16 protein-coding genes and 1 pseudogene are annotated in these 14989 nt (G+C 71.0%); 9 read left to right on the forward strand and 8 right to left on the reverse strand.

The features are described 5' to 3' along the window. The coding region (locus Pma05_RS35560) for an FtsX-like permease family protein (RefSeq protein WP_203861921.1) at nt 1–2273 on the forward strand (2273 nt) is incomplete at its 5' end. A 146-nt stretch (nt 2274–2419) separates the two neighbouring features. On the opposite strand, the gene Pma05_RS35565 is transcribed toward Pma05_RS35560, so the two are convergent. Further along, a complete protein-coding gene (locus Pma05_RS35565; RefSeq protein ID WP_203861922.1) occupies nt 2420–3250 on the reverse strand; it encodes an oxidoreductase in 831 nt (276 codons plus the stop codon). A gap of 105 nt (nt 3251–3355) precedes the next feature. Here Pma05_RS35565 and Pma05_RS35570 point away from each other — a divergent pair, with 105 nt between their 5' ends. Continuing rightward, the gene (locus Pma05_RS35570; protein WP_203861923.1) at nt 3356–4027 is read left to right on the forward strand and encodes a TetR/AcrR family transcriptional regulator; all 672 of its coding nucleotides are present in this window, start codon (nt 3356–3358) and stop codon (nt 4025–4027) included. Between the two features lie 78 nt (nt 4028–4105). Here Pma05_RS35570 and Pma05_RS35575 read toward each other — a convergent pair whose 3' ends face one another. Beyond that, complete coding sequence (locus Pma05_RS35575) at nt 4106–4786, reverse strand: LysR substrate-binding domain-containing protein (protein WP_239313803.1); 681 nt, start codon at nt 4784–4786, stop codon at nt 4106–4108. A gap of 39 nt (nt 4787–4825) precedes the next feature. Beyond that, nucleotides 4826–5002 (reverse strand): annotated as a pseudogene (locus Pma05_RS44145) (helix-turn-helix domain-containing protein); the annotation flags it as partial. Nucleotides 5003–5082: 80 nt separating this feature from the next. Between Pma05_RS44145 and Pma05_RS35580 the strand changes: the two are divergent. Further along, nucleotides 5083–6162, forward strand: coding sequence for a 1-aminocyclopropane-1-carboxylate deaminase/D-cysteine desulfhydrase (locus Pma05_RS35580; protein ID WP_203861925.1), 1080 nt, complete (start codon nt 5083–5085; stop codon nt 6160–6162). Between the two features lie 43 nt (nt 6163–6205). On the opposite strand, the gene Pma05_RS35585 is transcribed toward Pma05_RS35580, so the two are convergent. Beyond that, on the reverse strand, nt 6206–6439 hold the full coding sequence (locus Pma05_RS35585; protein ID WP_203862000.1) for a hypothetical protein: 234 nt from the start codon (nt 6437–6439) through the stop codon (nt 6206–6208). 111 nt (nt 6440–6550) lie between these two features. Between Pma05_RS35585 and Pma05_RS35590 the strand changes: the two genes are divergently transcribed. After that, on the forward strand, nt 6551–7453 hold the full coding sequence (locus Pma05_RS35590; RefSeq protein ID WP_203861926.1) for a bile acid:sodium symporter family protein: 903 nt from the start codon (nt 6551–6553) through the stop codon (nt 7451–7453). After that, nucleotides 7450–10629, forward strand: coding sequence for a BTAD domain-containing putative transcriptional regulator (locus Pma05_RS35595; RefSeq protein ID WP_239313806.1), 3180 nt, complete (start codon nt 7450–7452; stop codon nt 10627–10629). The genes Pma05_RS35590 and Pma05_RS35595 overlap by 4 nt, the downstream gene beginning before the upstream one ends. A gap of 19 nt (nt 10630–10648) precedes the next feature. Here Pma05_RS35595 and Pma05_RS35600 read toward each other — a convergent pair whose 3' ends face one another. Genes Pma05_RS35600 through Pma05_RS35610 form a run of 3 tightly spaced genes read right to left on the reverse strand, consistent with a single transcriptional unit; the run spans nt 10649 to nt 11906 of the window. Continuing rightward, a complete protein-coding gene (locus Pma05_RS35600; protein WP_203861927.1) occupies nt 10649–10864 on the reverse strand; it encodes a hypothetical protein in 216 nt (71 codons plus the stop codon). Then, a complete protein-coding gene (locus tag Pma05_RS35605; RefSeq protein WP_203861928.1) occupies nt 10858–11127 on the reverse strand; it encodes a hypothetical protein in 270 nt (89 codons plus the stop codon). Before Pma05_RS35605 ends, Pma05_RS35600 begins: the two co-directional genes overlap by 7 nt. Further along, nucleotides 11127–11906, reverse strand: a complete 780-nt coding sequence (locus Pma05_RS35610) for an alpha/beta fold hydrolase (protein ID WP_203861929.1) — start codon at nt 11904–11906, stop codon at nt 11127–11129. The genes Pma05_RS35605 and Pma05_RS35610 overlap by 1 nt, the downstream gene beginning before the upstream one ends. A gap of 119 nt (nt 11907–12025) precedes the next feature. On the opposite strand from Pma05_RS35610, the gene Pma05_RS35615 reads away from it, so the two are divergent. Together Pma05_RS35615 and Pma05_RS43630 are read left to right on the forward strand one after the other, a co-directional pair. Beyond that, nucleotides 12026–12232, forward strand: a complete 207-nt coding sequence (locus tag Pma05_RS35615) for a 2TM domain-containing protein (RefSeq protein ID WP_203861930.1) — start codon at nt 12026–12028, stop codon at nt 12230–12232. Between the two features lie 53 nt (nt 12233–12285). Then, entirely contained in the window at nt 12286–12414 is a 129-nt protein-coding gene (locus Pma05_RS43630; RefSeq protein WP_275414805.1) for a hypothetical protein, read from the forward strand. Nucleotides 12415–12587: 173 nt separating this feature from the next. Here the strand turns inward: Pma05_RS43630 and Pma05_RS35620 are convergent, their stop codons facing one another. After that, on the reverse strand, nt 12588–13271 hold the full coding sequence (locus Pma05_RS35620; protein WP_203861931.1) for a TetR/AcrR family transcriptional regulator: 684 nt from the start codon (nt 13269–13271) through the stop codon (nt 12588–12590). 107 nt (nt 13272–13378) lie between these two features. Between Pma05_RS35620 and Pma05_RS35625 the strand changes: the two genes are divergently transcribed. Both Pma05_RS35625 and Pma05_RS35630 read left to right on the forward strand, forming a co-directional pair. Further along, complete coding sequence (locus Pma05_RS35625) at nt 13379–14281, forward strand: alpha/beta fold hydrolase (protein WP_203861932.1); 903 nt, start codon at nt 13379–13381, stop codon at nt 14279–14281. 113 nt (nt 14282–14394) lie between these two features. Beyond that, nucleotides 14395–14763 (forward strand): hypothetical protein, encoded by a 369-nt coding sequence (locus tag Pma05_RS35630; protein WP_203861933.1) that lies wholly within the window; start codon nt 14395–14397, stop codon nt 14761–14763. The last annotated feature ends 226 nt before the right edge of the window (nt 14764–14989 follow it).

A 14989-nucleotide genomic window follows, 5' to 3' on the forward strand; every position in this document is an offset into this window, starting at 1 on the left:
CCGGCAGCGGCAACGGAACCGGAAGCGCTGGCGACGTCGGCGGGACCGGGAGTATCGGCGGCAGTGGTGACATCGGCGGGACGGGGAGCGGGACCCGGAGCGCTGGCGGGGGTGCTGGCGCGGCGACCGGTGGTGGGGACGGCGAGGCCGGTGGCGGTACCGAGGCGCATCCGTGGGCGGCGAGCCGGTTTCATCCGTACCGGATGGTGGCCGGTGGGCCACCGGTGGCCGACGACCAGGTGGTGCTCACCGCTCCGACCGACCGGCGGCCCGGCGACACCGTCGTCGTGTCCACCGTGGATGGTCCACGGCGCTTCACGGTCAGCGGTGTCGTCGAGACCGCCGCCGGCCCTGCGCTGTACGTCACCGGGCCCACCGCCGCCCGGCTGGCCCGGGGCCGGGTGGCTGCGGTGGCGGTGTTCGCCGCACCTGGCACCGACCCCGAGGCACTGGCCGGACGGGTGACGGCCACCCTGAGCGGCCGGTATCCGCAGCTACGGGTGCTGACCGGTGCACAGCGGCGCTCCGCCGAACCCGACCCGGACGCCGGGCTGCTGGTGGCGACGGCATCCCTGGTCGGCAGTACCGCCGGACTTGCCGGGTTCGTCTGTGTCATCGTGGTCGCCGGTACGTTCGCGTTCACCGTCGCGCAGCGCCGACGGGAGTTCGCGCTGCTGCGTACCGCCGGTGCCACGCCCCGGCAGGTGCGCCGGCTCGTACTCGGGGAGGCCGCCCTGGTCGGGATGGTGGCCGGGGCGGCCGGCTGCGGCCTCAGCCCGGTCCTCGCCCCGCTCTTCGCCCGCTGGCTGGTCGACAACGGCCTCGCACCCGCCGGTTTCACCGCCCGGCCCGCTTGGTGGCCGCTGCTCGCCGCCTTCGGGCTCGGCCTGCTCGTCGCGGTAGCCGGTGCCGGCACCGCCGCGCGCCGGGCCGGTCGGGTACGACCGATCGAGGCGCTGCACGCCGTCACGGTCGAGCTTCGCGGCGGCACCGTGGTCCGCTGGATCTGCGGGCTCGGCTGCCTCGGCGGCGTCGTCCCGATGCTGCCGTTCCTGGCCACCCCAGAGGGACCCGCCTACCTGCTGGTGGTGGTGATGCTGCTGGTCGGAGGCTGCGCGCTGCTGCTGCCCGTACTGGTCCGGCCGGTCGGTCGGCTGCTGACCCCGGGCCGGGGGCCGGTCGCGGTACTGGCCCGGGCCGGGGTGCGGACGGAGCGCCGCCGGTACGCCTCGACGATCGCCCCGGTGCTGGTCACCATAGGGCTGGCCGGCGGCTCGCTCGCCGGCACCGGGACCATCTCGGCGGCCGAGGCGGCGAGCCTGCGCGCCCAGCTCACCGCCCCGCTGCTGGTGGTACCCGCCGGGCACGCCAGGCTGCCCGAGCCGGTGGCCCGGGCGGTCGGGGCGGTGCCCGGGGTGACCGCCGCCGCCCGGGTGAAGACCACCGGCGTGTTCGACGCCGGGCGGAACAACACACTGCGGCAGCGCACCGCCTGGTACGTCGACGGCCCCGCCGCCGCCCGGGTGGTGCGGCTGCCGGTCGCCGCCGGTTCGCTGCACGACCTGGCCGGCGCGACGGTGGCGGTCAGCGCCTCGATGGCCGGCGCGGCCGGCTGGCGGGTCGGCGACCAGGCCGAGCTGTGGCTGGGCGACGGCGCGCGGGCCTCGCTGCGGGTGGTCGCGATCCTCGACGACCGGCTCGGCCTGCCGGACGCCCTGCTGCCCTGGTCACTCACCTCGGCGCACTCCGGCGTCCCGCTGCCGGACTCGGTCTACCTGGGGCTCGCGCCGGGGGCCGACCGGGCCGGCATCGAGGCGGCGGTCGCCCCGCTGGGCGGGACGGTGACGGAGACCCGGACCCGGCTGGCCGTACTCGACGAGGAGTTCGACCGGCTGAGCCGGCTGTCGCTGCTGGCGATCCTCGGCATGGCGCTGGTCTACACCGCCATCTCGATCGCCAACACGTCGCTGATGGCGACCACCGGGCGGGTACGCGAGCTGCTGACCCTGCGCCTGGCCGGCGCGACCCGCCGGCAGATCCTCGGACTGGTCGGCCGGGAGGCGCTCACGGTCGGGTTCGCCGGGGCGGTGTTCGGCGCCCTGGTGACCGGGGCAACCCTGCTGACGGTACGGATCGCGTTGGGCGGCCACTCCGACACGGTACCGATCCAGGTGCCGTGGTCGGTGCTGCTCGTCGCCGTCGCGGCCTGTTCGGTGACCGTGTACGCCGCGAGCGTCGCGCCGGCGGCCGTCGCGCTGCGCCGTCGCTCCTGACCCGGCCGACCAGGCGGTGCGGCAGGGGGCGGTCGTCGCCCTCCGCGTCGGCAGCCCGCACCGCCTCCTCGACGATGGCACCACCGATCCATGGGCCGTTCCGGCGCCGACCTGACCGTCGCCACCGCCGACGCCAGGAGGAGGGGCTAATTGCGGGGCAGGCCCATCGCGGTGCCGATGACCCGGTCGAAGGCGCGGTCGGACAGCAGCCGGCGGGTGGTGATGAGCGGTTTGGCGGTGAAGCCGATCGCGTAGCGGGTGCGGGGCCGCCGGGCGGTGACGGCCTTGCCGATGGCGTCGGCGATGACCGACGGAGGGGACTGGCGCTTGGCGATGGCTTCCGAGCGCATCGTTTTCGCGACAGCCGTGATCTGCGGGGCGTAGGCGCTGCCCCGTGCGGTCTCCTCCAGGTGGTCCGCGGCGATGCCGGCCCACTCGGTGCGGATGCCGCCGGGCTCGATCACCACGACGTTGATTCCGAACGGGGCGACCTCCATGCGCAGGGCGTCGCTGAAGCCTTCGACGGCGAACTTCGTCGCGTGGTACCAGCCGCCGAGCGGGGTGTGGAGCTTCCCGCCCATCGATGAGACGTTGACAATCGTGCCGGATTTCCGGGCACGCATCTGCGGCAGGACGAGCTGGACCAGCCGGCCCAGTCCGAACATGTTGACCTCGAACTGGCGGCGGGCCTCATCGATAGGCACGTCCTCGATCGCGCCGTAGGAGCCGTAGCCGGCGTTGTTGACCAGCACGTCGATGCGGCCGGTCTCGGCGATGATCGTCTCGATGCCGGCGGTCATCGACGCGTCGTCGGTGACATCCATGGCCAGTGGTCGGATGCCCTCGCCGGCGAGCTTCTGGAGCCGGTCGGTGCGGCGGGCCGCACCGTAGACGGTGTAGCCCAACGACTGGAGCTTGCGAGCTGTTTCTTCCCCGATGCCTGCCGATGCCCCGGTGACCAGCGCGGTCTTGGTCATGATGACCCCTCCCTGTTAAAGTGAATCAGTGTTCAGTTTGTATCATGAACCATGATTCACCTTGGCGCAAGTTGCCAGAAGGGTGCCGGCACGTGAGGGGGACGCATGACGACGCCGAGAGGCCGGCGCGCAGACGCGGTGCGTAACCGGGAGAAGATCCTGGAGACCGCGCGGGCACAGATCACGGAACACGGGCCCGAGGTCGGCATGGTCGAGATCGCCAAGGCGGCCGGGGTTGCCGTCGGGACCCTGTACCGGCATTTTCCGACCAAGACCGATCTCGTTGCCGCCGTCGTGATGGAACACATCGGACGCCTCGCCGACGCCGCCGAACACGCCTGGGACCGGGTCGAGAGCGGGCGGTCCGATGCGGGCGAGGAAGTGCTGGCGTTCGTGGGCCGGGTACTCGAAGCCTCGGCCGGTGATCAGGCCGTCAAAGCCGCCGCCCGGGCGCTGGGCGCCGAACTGGAGTACTCCGAGGACGAGGCCCGGGCTACTCAGGCTCTGGCCCGTCTCGTCGAGGCCGGCAGCGAGACGGGGCTGCTGCGCTCGGACCTCACCGTCAATGACATCTACCTGCTTGCGACGACCGGCCCCGTCGAGCACCCGGTGGAGGTCCGGGAGCGCTGGCTCACCCTGGTTCAGCCCGGTCTGCTGCGGGCTGCCGAGAACCTGAAGCTGCCGGGAAGTCGGCAGGACATCGCCGACGGCAGCGGGCGGCACGGCGGCGAGGCACCTGGACCGTACCAACCGGCGAGCCCAGAACGGGCGCCGTGACGACGGCAACCTGGAGGAGAACCCGTCGCGCGGTGGCCCACCGCGCGACGAGATCCGGTGCCCGCCACTGTTGTCGGATCAGGCTGGTGCGAGGGCTTCGTGCAGGTATTGGCTGAGCTTGCGTACCGGCAGCGGTGTGTGGGTGGTCTGTAGTCGGCAGGTGTAGATGTAGCGGTTCAGACCACGGGTGATGGGGCGGCTGACGATTCCGGGCGGGGCGTCGGCCAGTGCGAGTTCAGGCAGCAGGGCTACACCGAGGCCTGCGCCGACGAGGTTCAGTACGGTCCGGAAGTCGTCTCCGTCGAACTCGAGCCGTTGCGGACTGCCGGCATCGGAGACCCGGATGTTCGGCAGGCCCTGCGCCTCGACCGGTGTCGCGATCCATTCCGCAGTGCTGATGCCATCGACGTCGATCTCATTCTCGCCAGCAAGTGGATGGCCCGCGGGCACGACGATGAGCACCGGGTCGGTACGGATCAGCTCGCGGTGGATGCCCTTCGGTGGCGGGTCGGCCGCCTGGTCGTAGTCGAAGGTGACCGCGATGTCGAGGTCGCCGCGGAGCAGCGCGTCGTAGCTTCGCAGTGTCTCGGATTGCTGGAGCCGGACGCTGATCCCCGGGTGCTCACGCCGGAGTCGCGCGAGGGAAGCCGGGACCAGAGTCTGCGCCGCGGACACGAAGGCCCCCACCCGCAGGCTTCCGGCCGCACCGTCGGCAAGCGCACCCAACTCGGCTGACGCCCTGCTCATGGCGGCCCGCACCGACGACTCGGCGTCGAGTAGGACGGACCCCGCGGCGGTCGGCCGTACCGGTCGGCGCGTGACGACGCGGGCGCCGACGCGGCGTTCCAGCTCCGCGATCTGCTGCGACACCGCCGACTGGGTGTATCCGAGGAACTCTGCCGCGGCGGCGAAGGATCCCAGGCGGACGACTGCTTCCAACGCGACCAGGGCGCGCGGCTCGATCGGCCATGACATGACGCGAATATTAGCCACACTTCTGGCCCTGTTAGAAACAATCGTTTGATCTTATGTTCGGTGGTCCGCATGCTGGCGTCATGGAAGCTTCGCAGTTGATCAACGCGATCTCGTCGCTGCCCCGCAAGCGCATCGGGTTCTATCCGACTCCGTTCCACGGTCTGGGTAACCTCTCCACGGCGTACGGCATCAGGCTCTTCATGAAACGTGAGGACCTGGCCGGGCCAGGAACGATCAGCGGGAGCAAGACGCGCCTGTCCGAGTTCATCCTCGGTCGGGCCCTACAGGACGGGGTGACGCATGTGATCACCCAGGGTGTCTATCTCACCAACTCAGGACTGCAGTTCGCGGCCGCCTGCCGCAGCACGGGTCTGACACCGATCCTGTTCCTCACCCGCGACGCCACCCGGCACGGCGAGATCGAGCAGTACCGCGGCAACCTGCTGCTGAACATGACCATGGACGTCGAGACGCACTTCTTCACCACCAGCGGCGGCGCCTACTGGGACGCCGAAGAAGACCTGGCCCGAATGAACGACGCCATGCACGCCCGCAAGACCGAACTGGAGGCACAGGGCCACCAGGTCCTGATCGTGCCGACCGGCGGCGCCCACGAGGACGGATTCGTCGCCCATGCCCTGACCTTCGCCGAGATGATCGAACAGGCCCGAGCAGCCGACGTGGAACTCGACTACGTCTACCACACCATCGGCACCGGCACCGCCTTGCCGGGAATGCTCGCGGCCAAACTCATCACCGGCAGCCGGGCGCGGTTCCGCTCGATCGCCATCTGCTCCTATGACGACGGCGACTGGATGAATCCCCAGATCATCGTCGACCGCACCAAAACAGTTCTCGACCGGCTCGGCGTGCCGGCGCCGGACGACAGGACCATCCGCGCCGAGATCGACGTCGACCAGCGGTTCATCGGCGAGGACTACGCCGTACCCTCCGCCGAGAGCACTGCGGCGATCCGTGAACTCGCCCGCCACGAGGGAGTGTTCGTCGGGCCGGTCTACACCGGCAAGGGCCTCGCGGGAATGCTCACCCACGCTCGGGAGGGCCGCATCGAACCCGGCAGCACCGTCGCCTTCCTGCACACCGGCGACACCGGAAACCTCTTCGAGATCGGACAGGTGGTCGGCGCCGTCACCGGATAGTTCTGGTGGCTCGACGCCGGCGCCCGGTTCGTCCTGCTCCCACTCATGTCTGCCAACGACTGCTCGCCACCGGCTTCCGCAGCCCCACACCACCCGACGAACTCGCCGCACCAACTGCCGCCACCGGTGAGCTGCCCGCCATCACCTTCAACGACCGCTTCGCGGTGGCGATGAGCGTCGTCGCGGCGGCGGCGATCCAGAACGGTGTGGCCAGAGCCCGTGTGCGGGCCAGCGCGCCGCCGAGGAGTGAACCGTCACCGCCACCCAAGGACATCACGACGGGCCGCGGGATTCCACCCGGAGCCAAGCGGAAGGTGGGTGTCGGAGTCCACGCAATAGCGGCGGAACGGGCCATTGACCGGCTGCGGCGTCCCGGTGAAAATGCACCGTGAACTCCGCGTTGATCATAGCCAGCCTGCCGATTGCCCTCGGCGTCGTCATGCTCGGCTTGGGCCTGAGCCTGACGATGGACGACTTTCGGCGGGTGGGCCGGCATCCGAGGGCGGCTGTGGTCGCCCTGTTGTGTCAGCTCGTGGTTCTGCCGGTGATCTGCTTCGGCTTGGTGCTCGCGTTCCGGCTTCCGCCGGAGCTGGCGGTCGGGATGATGGTGCTCGCCGCGTCGCCGGGTGGTCCCACGGCCAACCTTTACAGCCACCTGTTCGGCGGGAACGTCGCGCTGAACATCTCGCTCACCGCGATCAACTCGGGGCTGGTCGTGGTCACCCTGCCGATCGTGGTGAACCTGTCGGCCGGGTACTTCCTGCCTGACAGTGCCACTCTCGGGCTCCAGTTCGACAAGGTGTTGCAGGTCTTCCTCATCGTGGTCGTCCCGGTCGCGGTCGGGATGCTCCTGCGCACGCGGGCGCCCGAGGTGGCGCAGCGGCTCAACCGCCCGGTCCGTGCGCTGTCCGTCGTGGTCCTGGTCGTGGTCATCGGCGCCGTGCTGTACGGGGAGCGGGCCAACCTCGCCGGCTATTTCGTCGCGGTCGGGCTGGCGGTGCTGGCCTTCAACATCGTGAGCCTGCTGATCGGCTACGCGGTGCCGCGCCTCGCCGGGGTCGACCGCCGCGCGGCGATCGCGGCCGGGTTCGAGATCGGCATCCACAACACCGCGTTCACCATCACCGTCGCGCTGAGCCCGGCGCTGCTGAACAACGCCGAGATGGCCATCCCGGGCGCGGTGTACGGCATCGTCATGTTCTTCACCGCGGCCGCGTTCGGCTGGCTGGTCACCCGCCGCCGGGCCCAGAAGTCCGTTCCCGGTGCACCGACGCCGGTCGAACTCGGGTGAACGCACCTGTGCCCCCGGCCGGCACCGACTCCCTGCGCCTGCGGATCCTCGGCCCGTTACGGATGTGGCGCGGCGCTGCCGAGCTGGATGCGGGCCCCCGGCAACAGGCGTACCTGCTGGCCCTGCTCCTGGCCCGGGTAGGCCAGCCGATGACGACGAGCGAGCTGATCGGCCTGATCTGGGGCGACGACGCCCCCACCAGCGCGCTCAACGTCATCCAGAAGTACATCGGTGCACTGCGGCGGCTGCTCGAGCCCGCGATCCCCGCCCGGGAAACCGGCTCGTACCTGCACCGCCGCGGCAACGCGTACCTGTTCAGCGCCGGCCCCGGCACGCTGGACCTGGTCGCCTTCCGGGAACTGCTCGACGCCGCCAGGGCCGCCCTGGCGCAGCAAGAGCACGAAACCGCGCTCGAGCACTACGTCGACGCGCTCGCCCTCTGGCAGGGCCCCGCGGCGGAAGGGTTCACCCACGGAACAACCGCGATGGCGATCTTCGCCGCTCTCGACGACGAGTTCCACGCCGCCTGCACGGCTGCGGCCGACCTGGCCGTGTCGCTACGCCGACCAGAACGGGTACTCCCGGCGTTGCAGCTCGCCACCAAGATGGCGCCGTTCCACGAACCCGTACAGGCCAGTCTCATCTCCACCCTGGGCGCCGCCGGTCGCCAGGCCGAAGCGCTGTCAGCGTTCCGCGTACTCCGGGATCGCCTGGCCGACGAGCTTGGCATCGACCCTGGCCCGGCGGTGCAGGCGGCATACCTGCGGGTGCTGACCCAGGCCCCGGTGTCCGCGCCCGAGGCAGTCCCGGGCGGCGCGGCTGGCGGCGCGCCCGCACGGAAGGCCGCCAGCCTGATCGGCCGGGCCGAGGAACTCGCCGTGCTGTGGCAGTCCACGGCGGCGGCGCTCACCGGCAGCAGCGGCCTCGCCGTCGTCGAGGGCGAACCGGGCGTGGGTAAGACCCGCCTGCTGGAGGAGGCCGCCGACGTGGCGGACCAGCGCGGCATGCGCGTCGTCTGGGCCTCCTGCCTGGAAGGCGACGGAACTCCCTCGATGTGGCCGTGGGAGCAGGCGCTCACCACCGTCCTCGACAGCCTGCCCGCGTCGTCGCGGGAGAAGTGGCTGGCCAGCGAACTCGGTAGCCTCCTCGAATCGCGGTACGACGACACGGCGCCGGTGGTCTCCGGCGGCCGGGCCCAGTTCCGCCTGTTCGAGCAGGTCGTCACCGTTATCGGCCAGGCCGCCGCCGAACGGCCGATACTGCTCGTCCTGGACGATCTTCAATGGGCCGATGCCGCCTCGCTCCAGCTCTTCGGCCACCTGGCGGGCCGGCTGCCGACCGGCACCGCGATCATCGGCGCCCTCCGCGACCGGGCGCCCGCACCGGGCTCCGACCTTTCCCGGGTACTGGCCGCCGCCAGCCGGCTGCCCAGCCACCGCAGGATCCGACTCGGCCCTCTCAGCCTGGCCGACGTGGCCGAACTCATCCGCCGCGAAGCCGGCCAGGAGCCCGGCGCCGACGTCGCCCGCAGCATCCACGCCCGTACCGCCGGCAACCCGTTCTACGTCCGGGAACTGTCTCGGCTGCTCAGCGACCGTGGTGCGCTCGCCGACGACACGGCACCGGTGCGGGCCGGGGTGCCGTCGACGGTGCGGGACGTCGTCCGTGGCCGGATGGCCGGCCTCGACGACGGCGCCCGCGACCTGCTACAGATCGCCGCGCTCATCGGCCGCGACGTCGACCTCGGCCTGCTCGCCCGGGCCGCCGACGCCGACGCCGCGGACTGCCTCGAACGCCTCGAACCGCTGCAAGCGCTCGGTCTGCTCGAAACGAGACCCGAGGACCCGTACTCGTTGCGCTTCGCGCACGACCTGGTACGCGAGTCGATCACGGAGACGACGACGCCACAGCGGGCGATCCGGCTGCACCTGCGCGTCGCGGACGCGCTCGAAGCACGCCAGGCGGACGACGAGTCCAGTACCGAGAGCCTCGCCTACCACCTGTGGGCCGCCGGCCCCCTCGCCGACCCGGTACGCACCGCGGAGGCGCTCAAGCGCGCCGGCCGTCGCGCGGCGGCCAAGCTCGCGTTCGCGGCCGCCGACCGCCACCTGGAGACGGCCGCCCAGGTCGCACGGAACGCCGGCCTGCCGGAGCTGGAGCTCTCCGCCCTCTCGCTGCTCGCCATCGCCCCGCGCCGGCAGGCCGGGTTCGGCGGCACGACGTTCGACCTGCTGGAGCGTGCCGAACACCTGGCCCGCCAGCTCGGCCGCGACGTCGAGGCCGCCGGCCTCCTCTTCGCTCGCCTGTTCGGGGCCTACACCTTCCTGGAGCCGGACCGCGAACGTCTGGTCCGCCGGCTGTACGAGCAGGGGGAGGCGTCTCCCGATCCGATCCTCCGGGTGTACGGCCGGCAGGCATGGGGCCTGCACCAGTGGGACATCGGCAACATCGGCGAGGCACACCGGTACTTCATGGCGAACGACCCCGCCGTGCTGCACGGCGCCGTCTCGGCGCACAGCGAGACCTCCGTCCGGCGTGACGTCTCGGGTGAGTGGCCCGGCTGGCGGGCCGTCGTGACCGCACTGCACGGTGACGCCGAGACGGCGGGCACCATGATCGACGAGTGGAACGGCCCGGCCGACCCGATGGGGGTCGCGACCTGGGCCTACTACATCACCATCATCGCCTCCATGGCCGGTGACCCGGGCTGGGTGATCCGCACGATCGAGCGGTGGATGGCCATGGGCACCGGCCGCACCGCCGTCCAGCAGGAGCACTACGTGCGACTGAACTGGTACTGGGCCCGGGCCCTCACCGGCGACGATCCGGCCGGGATCGCGGTAGAGGCCGAACAGTTGCTGGCCACGACGCTGGTCGACCCGCCGCGCTGGGGCATCGCGTACCACAACGGCCTGCTCGCCGAGATGTGGCTGGCCGCCGGGAGGCCGGACGAGGCCGGCGCCGCCCTCGACCGGGCGGACCGGGCGCTCGAGGCCCACGGCCAGCGCTACGCCGAAGGACTTGTCCGCCTGCTGCGGGCGCGCCTGTTACAGGCCCGGGGCGAGCCCGTCGACGTCGTCCGGGCCGCCGCCGAAGCGGCCCGCGCCTGGTCCGCCGATCGCGAGACCCACCTCTTCGCCCGCCGGGCCGAGGAGTTCGTGGCCTCGCTCGACTGACTCCCGTCAGTGAACCTTTTCAACCTCCCCTTGCCTTGCGGTCCGACGAACCGCAAGGCAAGGGGAGGTGCCTGAGCGCCGCGCGGTTCAGGCTGGCGACGGTCACCAGGTACAGCAACAGCCCGGCCGCGGTGAGCATGAATCCGGCCCAGACGGTGGACGGCGTGTGGTCGTCCTCGATCACCTCCAGCACCTCGCCGCGCTCCGTCTCGTTGCCGCCGGCCAAGGTCAGCACGGCGTATGTGCCGCGCCGGTCATGGCTGACCAGTGCCGGGCTGCCGGTGCTCTAGACGTGACGGTCCTGGTCACCACGCTGCTGGGCAGTGCGTCGAGCGTCTCGGTGACCGCCCGCCGGAACGCCGGGTCGTCGAACCCTTCGGTGGTCAGCGCGCCGAAGATCTGCGTGCCCCAGATGCCGCCGAACGCCATGAAGGCCACGGCCGCGCTGATCACCCACCACCGGCGGCGGTACATGGTCCGACCGAGACGCTCGAACATCAGCGCGCTGCCCGCTTGACGATCTCGGCCGTCACGTCGGGCTGCGAGATCATCGCGACGTGCGATGCGGCGACCTCCCGGACCTGCGACCCGGCCCGCTGCGCCATGAACCGCTGCGCCGCGGCGGGCAGCACCTGGTCGTCGCGGGCCACCAGGTACCAGGACGGAATCGTCCGCCACGCCGGTGCGCCGGACGGCTCGCCGAGCGTGCGCGCGTCAGCCGGCCGCTGGCCGGCCCACATCAGCTCCGCGGTCGCCCTCGGCACGTCGCCGGCGAACACGTCGCGGAAGACCTCCTTCTTGATGTACCCGTCGACAAGGCCCTCGCCGTAGGGACGGAAGTCCAGCGCCGCCTCGTTCAGCCTGCTCCCCGGGTACTTCGTCTGTAGCCCCAGGAGGGTTTCACCCTGGTCGGGTACGAACGCGGCCACGTAGACCAGCGCCTTCACGTTCGGGTTGGCGGCCGCCGCGTTCGTGATGACGATCCCGCCGTAGGAGTGCGCCACGAGCACCACCGGCCCGCTGAGCGTCGCCAGAACGCTGGCCAGGTAGGCGGCATCGCCGGAAACGCTGCGCAGTGGGTTGGCCGGGGCGATGACCGGGTAGCCGTCGCGGACCAGCCGTGCGGCGACGCCGTTCCAGCCGGAGGCGTCCGCGAAGGCGCCGTGCACGAGTACCACGGTCGGCTTCGGCTTGTGCGCCTGCGCGGCAGGCGCCCCGAGGAACGCACCGGCGGCGGCCACGGTTGATCCGGCCAGTATTGTTCTGCGAGTCGTCATTGTAGGGATTTCCTTTCCAGCAAGGGGTCGATCGCCGGCCAGCGTAGGGACGGCCACTTGACGGCCACTGACGGAGCGGATTCAGTCGCCGTAAAGTGCGCGGCCCTAGCCTTCCCACCATGCGATCGACGAAGAGCGAAGCCGCCACCAAGTGGGGCCTGCGAATCCACGCCCTGGGGTATGTCCTGGCCAATGTCGGCCAAATCTTCACCTGGTACTACGCCACGCCCGAACACTTCTTCTGGCCGCTGTGGTCAATCGTCGGCTGGGGCATCGGACTCGCGTTCCACGCCTGGGCGGTCAACCGAACCCCGCACCGGGTCTGAACGGTGTCGTTCTTCCTGGAGCCCTACAGCGGATCCGCGAACACTGCCTGCCGTTGGAGTTCCAGCGGGTGCAGGAGGCGACCGGGCAAGGCTCGTTCGTCGGGAAGATCCTTATCTTCGAACGCGAGGCGATCCCGGACCGAACGGCGGTCATCCTGATCCGGGAGCCCATCGGTTTTTGAGTCCCCTTAAGACGCACGAACGCGGACGGAGATGCCCGGACTTAGGGGCGGCACGGCCTGTCTGAGGCAAGATCAGGTGCACTCACAAGCCGCAATTCGCGTGCTGCGAAGCGTGGCTGGCTTGCCGGGTAGAGCGTCGTCTGGGCGGGCGTTCCGTATGGCTCGGCTCCTGATCAGGCGGCTCCCAGCAGGCCGGTGAGGATCCGGGCCAGGGTGTCCTCGAAGCGCTCTGCTGGTGTGGCCGGCATCAGGGAGGCTCCGGTCAGTGCCGCCGCTAGGTGGGAGTGTCGGCCTGCGGCGACCGCGTGGGCGAGGTAGGCGCCCTGCCGGTGACGGGTGCCGGAGGTGATGCTGAGTTCGTTCAGAGCGAGGGCGGCGGTGAGGGTGTTCATGACGGCGAACGCCTCCATCTTGCGCGTCGTGTCCGCCGGGTGTTCTGCGAGGACCGCCAGGACGTGTTCGAGCAGGTCGACGCCGTGTGGGCCGAGGGCGGGCCGGGTGAGCACCAGTTCGGGGAGCCAGCGGTGGCGGAGCATGAGTACCCGTCCCTGTCGGCCCACCTCCAGCAAGCCCGTCAGCCACGGGCCACCCGGGGCCGGCAGGTCGTAGCCGGCCGCGACCTCGTCGGCCATGAGGTCGAGCAGGTCGTCACGAGCGGCGACGTAGCGGTAGAGCGATGCCGCTCCGGTGCCCAGCTGAGCGGCGACGCGGCGCATGGAGACTGCCGCCAGACCCTCCCGGTCGGCCAGTGCGATCGCTGCGGCGGTGACCTCCGCCCGGGAGCGCTCCGCAGGCCGGCCCACCCCCGTTCGACGTTCCCGGAGCCATACCGGGATCGCCTGTTCCCCTGCCTCCATGGTCCTCCTCCCGTCGGTCGGGCTCACCGTACCAACGCTGTTACCATCGTTCGCGAACAGTGTTCCCAAAGGTGGTCTGCTTCCGGGCAGGGCTTCAGGAGGTCGAGATGGCCAGGACGCCGCGCATCGCACACAACGGCGACGTGATGCTCGCGGTCGACGAACTCGGGGGCGTCGGCGGCGAACCGCTACTGCTGGTCATGGGCCTCGGCGTCTCGCGGTACTGGTGGCCCGACGGCCTGGTCGACGCCCTGGTCACCGCCGGATTCCACGTAGCGGCCTTCGACGGCCGCGATGCCGGGGGCTCCACACACTTCGACGACGCCCCGGCCGGCAACCCCCTCAGCACGCTGCTGCGACCGCGACCAGCCGCCTACACCGCCGAGGACATGACCGACGACACCGTTGCCGTGCTCGACGCCCTCGACTGGCAACGTGCCCACCTCTTCGGCCTCTCGCAGGGTGGACTGGTGGCTCAGCGCACCGCGCTACGCCACCCGCAGCGGGTGCGGACGCTGACCTCCTTCGCCGCCGCGCCCAGCGACGCCCGCGGCGCCGCCGTCCTGCGGTACGTGCGCCTGCCCTTCCTGGCGCGCCTGGCGCGCCACCGCTTCCCCGCCGGCCACGAGGGCGACGTGGCGGCCGGCCTCGCTCTGGCGCGATCGGTCGCCTCACCCGGGTACCCCTTCGACGAGCAGGACGCCCGAACCCGAGTGGAACGCGAACTCGACGCCGGACTACCCAGCGGGATCCGCGACACCCGCGCCCAAGCACGGCAGACCGGCGCATCCTGGCACGGCCCACGGCTACGGGATCTACCCGTACCGACCCTGGTGCTCCACGGCGAGCAGGACCCGCTCCTACGCCCGGCCGCGGGCCGCCGCATCGCCAAAGCGGTGCCGAATGCACGCTACGTGGAACTGCCGGGCACCGGTCACGACCTGCCCCGAGCCATCTGGCCCACCGTGGTGCAGGAGATCCGCGCACTGGCAGACGCCGCACGCCCCTGATGGGCACGCCGCACCGCACGTTCACCGCCCCGGTGTCCACTCATAGCCGCGATGCGAGCGCGTGCTGCCGCAACTCTGTCGCGTACGCGGCGGACACCACCGTACGGTCGGGCGTGGACGGCACGGTGCTCCGGGTAGATCGGGCCGACGTACGGAAGGCCGATGACGAGCTGACACTGATCCTCGGCGCTGCCGGCGTCCACGTTGTGCTGATCCGGTTGCGCTACGACGGCTGGGTGGACGAGGTGATCAATAGCGCTGGCTCGGTTGCGAGAGGGCCGACTGCCTGGGCCCTCATGGATCACAACCTTTCCCTCGAACTCGATGCTCGGTCCGCCGCCGCACTCGGCTTTTCTCGCGATTGCCGACTGCGACTCGACCTGGACGAGGACACGATCCGACGGGTCCGCGCCACGCTTCTGGAGATCCTGCAATGCGCGTGCTTCGTAGTCGATACTCCGGAAGGCCGTATCGTCGGCTGAACTCCTCAGCGGGGACGAAGGCGAACTCCCGCCGTGTCCGTCGGCACGCCAAGCAAGGTCAGTTGCGCGGTAGCCGCAGAGCAGGCGCGGCGACGGGCTGTGGACCGGCCACGGAGCATGGCGGCGTACGGCTGGCGCAGCGCCCGGTCAGTCAGTAGCCGAAGAGCGGATCCGCTGTGACCGGCGTCGGGCCGGGGGCCGGCCCGTACAGCACCCCCTTTTACTG

This window comes from Plantactinospora mayteni, from assembly GCF_016862935.1.
GTDB classification, from domain to species: domain Bacteria; phylum Actinomycetota; class Actinomycetes; order Mycobacteriales; family Micromonosporaceae; genus Plantactinospora; species Plantactinospora mayteni.